The following is a 6284-nucleotide window of genomic DNA, read 5'->3' as shown; positions in this document are numbered from 1 at the left end:
GCCGGCGTCCAGGGTCACCGTCTCGTTCAGTCCGCCCGGGCCGGTGAAGGTCACCGTTCCGGTGGGGGTGCCGCTGCCGGGTGCCACTGCGGTGACCGTCGCGCACACGGTCACGGACTGGCCGCATACCGAGGGGTTGGGGTCCACGGTCACCGATACCGTGCTCGACGCCGGGTTGACCGTCACGTCGAAGGTGCCGGTCGATGAGGAGAAGCATCCATCGCCGTTGTAGACGGCCGTGACGGTGCCGCTGGTGAGGCTGCTGGTGGTGACGCAGGCCGTGCCGCCGGCGTCCAGGGTCACGGTCTGGTTCAGTCCGCCGGGGCCGGTGAAGGTGACGGTTCCGGTGGGGGTGCCGCTGCCGGGTGCGACTGCGGTGACCGTGGCGCACACCGTCACCGTCTCGCCGCACACCGACGGGTTGGGTTCGACCGTCACCGACACCGTGCTCGACGCCTGGTTGACCGTCACCGGCGCGGTGTTGGTCGACGAGGAGAAACATCCGTCGCCGTTGTAGGTGGCGGATACCGTGCCGGTCTCCAGCGCGGTCGTGGTGACGCAGGCCGTGCCGCCGGCGTCCAGGGTCACGGTCTCGTTCAGTCCGCCAGGGCCGGTGAAGGTCACCGTTCCGGTGGGCGTGCCGCTGCCCGGCGCGACCGCGGTGACCGTGGCGCACACGGTCACGGTCTCGCCGCAGACCGACGGGTCGGGCTCCACCGTCACCGAGACCGTGCTCGACGCCTGGTTGACCGTCACGTCGAAGGTGCCGGTCCCGCTCGCGTAGCACTCGTCGCCGCCGTAGACGACGGTGACCGTGCCGGTCTCCAGCGCGGTCGTGGTGACGCAGGCCGTGCCGCCGGCGTCCAAGGTCACCGTCTGGTTGAGTCCGCCGGGGCCGGTGAAGGTCACCGAGCCCGACGGATTGCCGACGCCCGAGGAGACCGGTGCCACGGTGGCGCAGAGCGTCACCGTCTGACCGCACACCGACGGGTTGGGCACCACCGAGACCGTGACCGAGACGGGCGCAGGGTTGACGACGTGGAGCGTCAGCGGGGAGTTCGACCCGTTGAAGTCCGCGTCGCCGGTGTAGAAGGCGGCTGCCTGGTGGAGGCCGACGTCCAGGCCGCTGAAGCTGACCTGCGCCTGCCCGTTTATGGCCACGGGGGCGGTCAGCACCGGACCGTCGTCGCTGACGATGAAGGACACCAGCCCGGTGGGAGTTCCCGCGCCCGGCGGAACGGGGGTCACCTGGGCGGTGGCGGTCACCGTCTCTCCGCAGACCGAGGGTTCGGGGGCGAAGGCCAGCGTGGTGGTGGTGTTCGCGAGCGTGACCTCCTGGGTGTCCGCGCCCGTGGACGGGTCGTACTCCGCGTCGCCGGAGTAGTTGGCCTCCATCCCGTGGAGACCGACCTCCAAGTCGCTGGTCGTGTACTGTGCCGTGCCGCTCATGTCGAGCGGCACGGTCACGACGGGCGTGCTGTCGACGACGAACTCGACGCTGCCGGTCGGGGTGGGGCCGGCGACTTCCGGCTGGACGGTGGCGGTGAAGGTGACCGACTGTCCGAAGACGGACGGATCCGGTGCCGAGGTCACGGTGGTGGTCGAACTGGCCATGCTGTGGCTCCCTTTCGGATGACCCGCGGAAGCAGATGAATCTCTTCGCCGGTATGGCGCCTGGCGGAGCACGGAACGCATGGGAAAACACTGGTGGGACGTTCCGTTAAGAGCCCTTGTCCACGCGGAGTCGGGGACATCACCTGCTGATATCAGCAGTAGGCCTTCCGGCTGAGGACTTCGGCTAGACGGGTGAACAAAACACCACTCGTTCGGCTCAGCGCACTCAGGCGCGCGAGAGGCGATAAACCCGGATTATGCGGCGCCTTGGTGCACTCTCGCGAGAGGAAAGGTTTCCCTTTCGGTCGTTTTCCCGGGCACATAACTGGGCGGTGCCGGGGGTGTACTCACGCTCTCAGGACAGTCTGGCGGACTCACGGGCGGAAGAGAAAGGATTCCGCGCTGAGTGAATCATGTTATTCCTTCGCGGCATTTGCAATACCAGGGGTGCCACGGCACGCCGCAGCCCCCCGGTGCACCGGCTGTCCGGTGCGCCGAGGGGCTGCTGGTGGGGGCGTCGCCCTTCCGGCGGTCCGCCGGGGTGGGCGGGCCTACGGGCGGACCGCCGTGATGGAACCTTGCCCGCCCGCCCTCTTGTTGGCGGCGTCGGCCTCCTGCCGCGTGGGGTACTGGCGCGTGACCCCGTTGGGGAGGACCAGCCGGTAGACGAGCGTGGACCGGCTGGCGCGTCCGCAGTTGCATGCCATGGTCTTCCTCCTTCTGTTCGGCCGCTCCGGCGGCCGGTCAAGGGGGAGGGCCGGGGGAGTTCCGGGGCAGGACCGAGCCCCCGGCTCGTTCCCTTTACCCTTTATCCCCGGGCACCGCACGCCGACACTCGCCGCCGTATAGTCATATTTATACGTGGCGGCGATGATGGGGACTATTCCAACGTGCCGGTCAGTCAAGCCAGTTGGCGGCGAGGCCGGTGAGGTAGGAAAGGGTAAGCGCCGTGGCGCCCGCCTGGAACCATGTTTCCTCGCCGGCCCAGTGGGCGAGCACGGTGACGGCGCCCGCGACCCAGATGCTGACGCACCATCCACAGGTGACCAGATAGGCCGGGTGGGAGTCTTCGCCGAAACGGTCGGCGATCCGGGAGCGGAACCCCGCGGCGAGGGCGTCCTTGGTGACGAATCGCGTGACGCGACAGACTGTGCCGAGCGACAGGAGGAAGATCAGCGCACTCATGGAATTCATCGTAGGGTTTCCGCGCTCCTCCTCTCTCGCGTTTTCCCGAATTCGGTGGGAGGGCCGGATCGGCGGGGAATGCCGGGAAGTGCCTGCGTGCCGCGCGGAAGATTTCGAGTCAAGTGAGGCGGTTGTGTCGCCATGTGGCTTGTGGTGTGGCCCTGCGCCTAAGGGCTGTCCCGCAATCCCCGGAGGGCGCACGACGTCAGCTACGGCACCTCGCCGCGTTGTCGGAACGCCCGAATACGCCCAGTATGAGGACGCCCCTCCGCCTTGCGATGCACCGCATCTGACGCCGTGCGCTGATCCACCGGGGATTACGGGACAGCCCTTAGCCGGATCGTTTATTCATGACGTCTTCGGCATTTCGGGAGGCCGCGGGCGGCGGCCGAAGCGGACGCTCGCAGGGGTGTGGAAGCCGATACCTCAATGCCGAACAGCGGATCGCCGCCGGAGCGTGCGCGAAGGAGGCATGAGCGGACACGGGGCGACGAAGGTCACCGCGCGGGACCTGCCTTCCCCGGGGCCGGTTCACCCCCTGGACACCCGGTGTCCAGGGGCCGGTACGGGAATGGCAGTGGGGTTTGTCGGTCGGGCGTGCTTTGCTGGAGGCATGATCGATGAGTTCCTGGCCCATGGCCTGTCCGATGTGGAAGAGGCCGTCCGCAAGGCGGCGGCGATCGAGATCATGCCGAGATTCAGGCAGCTCGCCGAGCACGAGGTCGACGAGAAGAACGGCCCCCACGACCTGGTGACCGTGGCCGACCGCCAGGCCGAGGAGTACCTCACGGCCGCCCTGACGCGGCTGCTGCCCGGCTCCGCCGTGGTCGGCGAGGAGGCCGTGCACGCCGACCCCGGGGTGTACGCGGCGCTGCGCGCGGACGCCCCGGTGTGGATCGTCGACCCCGTCGACGGCACCCGCCAGTTCGTGAACGGCGACCCGGCCTTCTGCACCCTCGTCGCCCTGGCCCTGCGCGGGGAGATCCTCGCCTCCTGGACCTACGCCCCGGCACTGGAGGAGCTGGCGACCGCCGTGCGCGGGCAGGGTGCGTACGTCAACGGCGAGCGGATCCACAGCGGTTCGCCCGAGCCGGGCGCCGCGCTGCGGGTCGCCATCGCCCACCCGCTGTACACGAGTGACGAGAACAAGCGGACGCTGGCCCGGCTGGACGTACCCGGGGTCGCGGCCCGCCCCTGCGGCTCGGCGGGCCTGGAGTACCTGAAGGTGGCCCGCGGCGAGATGGACGGCCTGGCCTTCACCTGGCCCTCGGCCTGGGACCACGCGGCCGGGCTGCTGCTGGTCGCCGAGGCCGGCGGGACGCAGAGCACCGTCGACGGGGTCCCCTTCCGGGTGGACCGGGACAACGCGCTGCCGTTCGCGGTCGGGCGCGACGAGGCCACCACCGTACGCATCCGGGAGCTGCTCCGGGGCGCCTGACCGGGTCCGGTGCGGTCCGGGCGGGTCCGGTCGGGTCCCGACGGTCCGGGCGGCGGAATACCCTGGAGGCGCAGGCGCCGCCGGAGACGAAGGAGTCGCAAGTGCCGTCGATTCTCGATGTGGTCGTGGTGGGGGCGGGGCCGAACGGGCTGACCGCCGCCGTCGAACTGGCCCGGCGCGGCTTCTCGGTGGCCGTTTTCGAAGCCGCCGGCACGGTCGGCGGCGGTGCCCGGACCGAGGAGCTCACCCTTCCCGGCTTCCGGCACGACCCCTGCTCGGCGGTGCACCCGCTGGGGGCCGGCTCGCCGGTCTTCGCCACGATGCCGCTGAAGCGGTACGGGCTGGAGTGGCTGCACGCCCCGCTGCCCATGGCGCACCCCTTCGACGACGGCACGGCCGCGGTCCTGTCCCGGTCGGTCGCGGAGACGGCGGCGTCCCTCGGGCCGCGCGACGCGGGCGCCTACCGGCGTCTGGTCGGGCCGTTCCTCGGCAAATGGGACACCCTGGCCCGGGACTTCATGTCCCTGCCGAGCACCGCGCTGCCCCGGGATCCGCTCACGCTCGCCCGCTTCGGGCTCACCGGTCTGCCGCCCTCCACCTGGCTCCTGAGCCGCTTCCGCGACGAACGGGCGCGGGCGCTGTTCGCGGGCCTCGTGGCCCACGTCATCGCACCGCTCGGCGGGATCGGCACCAGCGCGGTGGGCCTGGTCTTCGCGCTGGCCGCGCACGCGAACGGCTGGCCGATGCCGCGCGGCGGCTCGCAGTCCGTGTCCGACGCCCTCGCCGGGTACCTGCGCGACCTCGGCGGGACCATCCACACCGGCTTCGAGGTCAAGCGGCTCGACGACCTCCCGCCCGCCCGCACCTACGTCTTCGACACCTCGCCGACCGCGCTGGCCCGCATCGCCCGCCTGGGGCGCGCGTACGACGGCTACCGGTACGGCGCCTCCGTGTTCAAGCTCGACTACGCGCTGGACGGGCCGGTCCCGTGGACGGCCGAGGCGCCGCGCCGCGCCGGCACCGTCCAGATCGGCCCGCGCGCCCGCGACATCGACGCCGCCCTGCAGCTCGCCTCCGGCGGCCGGGCCCCGCGCGTCCCCTTCCTCATCACCGCGCAGCCCAGCCTCGTCGACCCCGGCCGGGCGCCCGAGGGCAAGCACGTGTTCTGGGCGTACGGACATGTCCCCGCGGGCTGGGACGGCGATCTCACCGAGGCCGTCGAATCCCAACTGGAGCGCTTCGCCCCGGGCTTCCGCGACCTGGTGCTCGCCCGTGCCACGGCCGGCCCGCCCCAGCTCGCCGCCCGCAACCCCAACTACGTCGGCGGGGACATCGCCTGCGGGGCCGCCTCGGGCCTCCAGCTCCTGCTGCGTCCCAAGCTCTCCCTCACCCCGTACACGACGGCCCACCCGGCCGTGTTCCTCTGCTCCTCGGCCACCCCGCCGGGCCCGGGCGTGCACGGCATGTCCGGGCACAACGCAGCCAAGGCGGTCTGGCGGCACCTGCGAAAGGGCTCCTGATGGTCCGTATCACCCTGGTCCGCGGCGACATCACCGCGGAGAAGGCAGACGCCATCGTCAACGCGGCGAACTCCTCGCTGCTCGGTGGCGGCGGGGTCGACGGCGCCATCCACCGGCGCGGCGGGCCGGAGATCCTCGCGGCCTGCGAGGACCTGCGGCGCTCGCACTACGGCAAGGGGCTGGCGACGGGCCGGGCCGTCGCCACCACGGCCGGGCGGCTCGCCGCCGGGCACGTCATCCACACGGTGGGCCCGGTCTGGTCGCGCGAGGAGGACCGGTCGGCGCTGCTGGCCTCCTGCTACCGCGAGTCGCTGCGGATCGCCGACGAGGTGGGGGCCCGTACGGTCGCGTTCCCGGCCATCTCCACCGGTATCTACGGCTGGCCGATGGACGACGGGGCGCGGATCGCGGTGGAGACGGTGCGTGGTGCCCGTACCGAGGTGCAGGAGGTGCGCTTCGTGCTCTTCGACGCGGCCGCCTACGAGGCCTTCGAGACGGCGGTGGCGGCCGCCTCCTGAGCCGCCCGC

At 71.4% G+C, this 6284-nt stretch carries 6 protein-coding genes; 3 read left to right on the top strand and 3 right to left on the bottom strand.

Going from position 1 to position 6284, the window contains the following annotated elements; translation table 11 throughout:
* The 3 genes from ACZ4YL_RS01820 to ACZ4YL_RS01810 all read right to left on the bottom strand — a co-directional run.
* A partial coding sequence (locus tag ACZ4YL_RS01820; RefSeq protein WP_468113246.1) for an Ig-like domain repeat protein occupies window positions 1–1614 on the bottom strand: 1614 nt, incomplete at its 3' end.
* Window positions 1615–2165: 551 nt separating this feature from the next.
* Entirely contained in the window at window positions 2166–2321 is a 156-nt protein-coding gene (locus ACZ4YL_RS01815) for a DUF7196 family protein (protein WP_327738328.1), read from the bottom strand.
* Window positions 2322–2511: 190 nt separating this feature from the next.
* Window positions 2512–2799 carry a hypothetical protein gene (locus tag ACZ4YL_RS01810; RefSeq protein ID WP_328960952.1) on the bottom strand — a complete coding sequence of 96 codons (288 nt, stop codon included), beginning with the start codon at window positions 2797–2799 and terminating at the stop codon, window positions 2512–2514.
* Between the two features lie 613 nt (window positions 2800–3412).
* Between ACZ4YL_RS01810 and ACZ4YL_RS01805 the strand changes: the two genes are divergently transcribed.
* The 3 genes from ACZ4YL_RS01805 to ACZ4YL_RS01795 all read left to right on the top strand — a co-directional run bounded on the left by ACZ4YL_RS01805 (window position 3413) and on the right by ACZ4YL_RS01795 (window position 6275).
* The gene (locus ACZ4YL_RS01805) at window positions 3413–4237 is read left to right on the top strand and encodes an inositol monophosphatase family protein (RefSeq protein WP_468113245.1); all 825 of its coding nucleotides are present in this window, start codon (window positions 3413–3415) and stop codon (window positions 4235–4237) included.
* 101 nt (window positions 4238–4338) lie between these two features.
* On the top strand, window positions 4339–5757 hold the full coding sequence (locus ACZ4YL_RS01800) for a phytoene desaturase family protein (RefSeq protein ID WP_468113244.1): 1419 nt from the start codon (window positions 4339–4341) through the stop codon (window positions 5755–5757).
* On the top strand, window positions 5757–6275 hold the full coding sequence (locus ACZ4YL_RS01795) for an O-acetyl-ADP-ribose deacetylase (protein WP_468113243.1): 519 nt from the start codon (window positions 5757–5759) through the stop codon (window positions 6273–6275). Before ACZ4YL_RS01800 ends, ACZ4YL_RS01795 begins: the two co-directional genes overlap by 1 nt.
* Window positions 6276–6284: the final 9 nt, after the last annotated feature.

The organism is Streptomyces sp. NPDC030021, from assembly GCF_055574035.1.
This window is presented reverse-complemented; position numbering and strand designations above follow the sequence as displayed.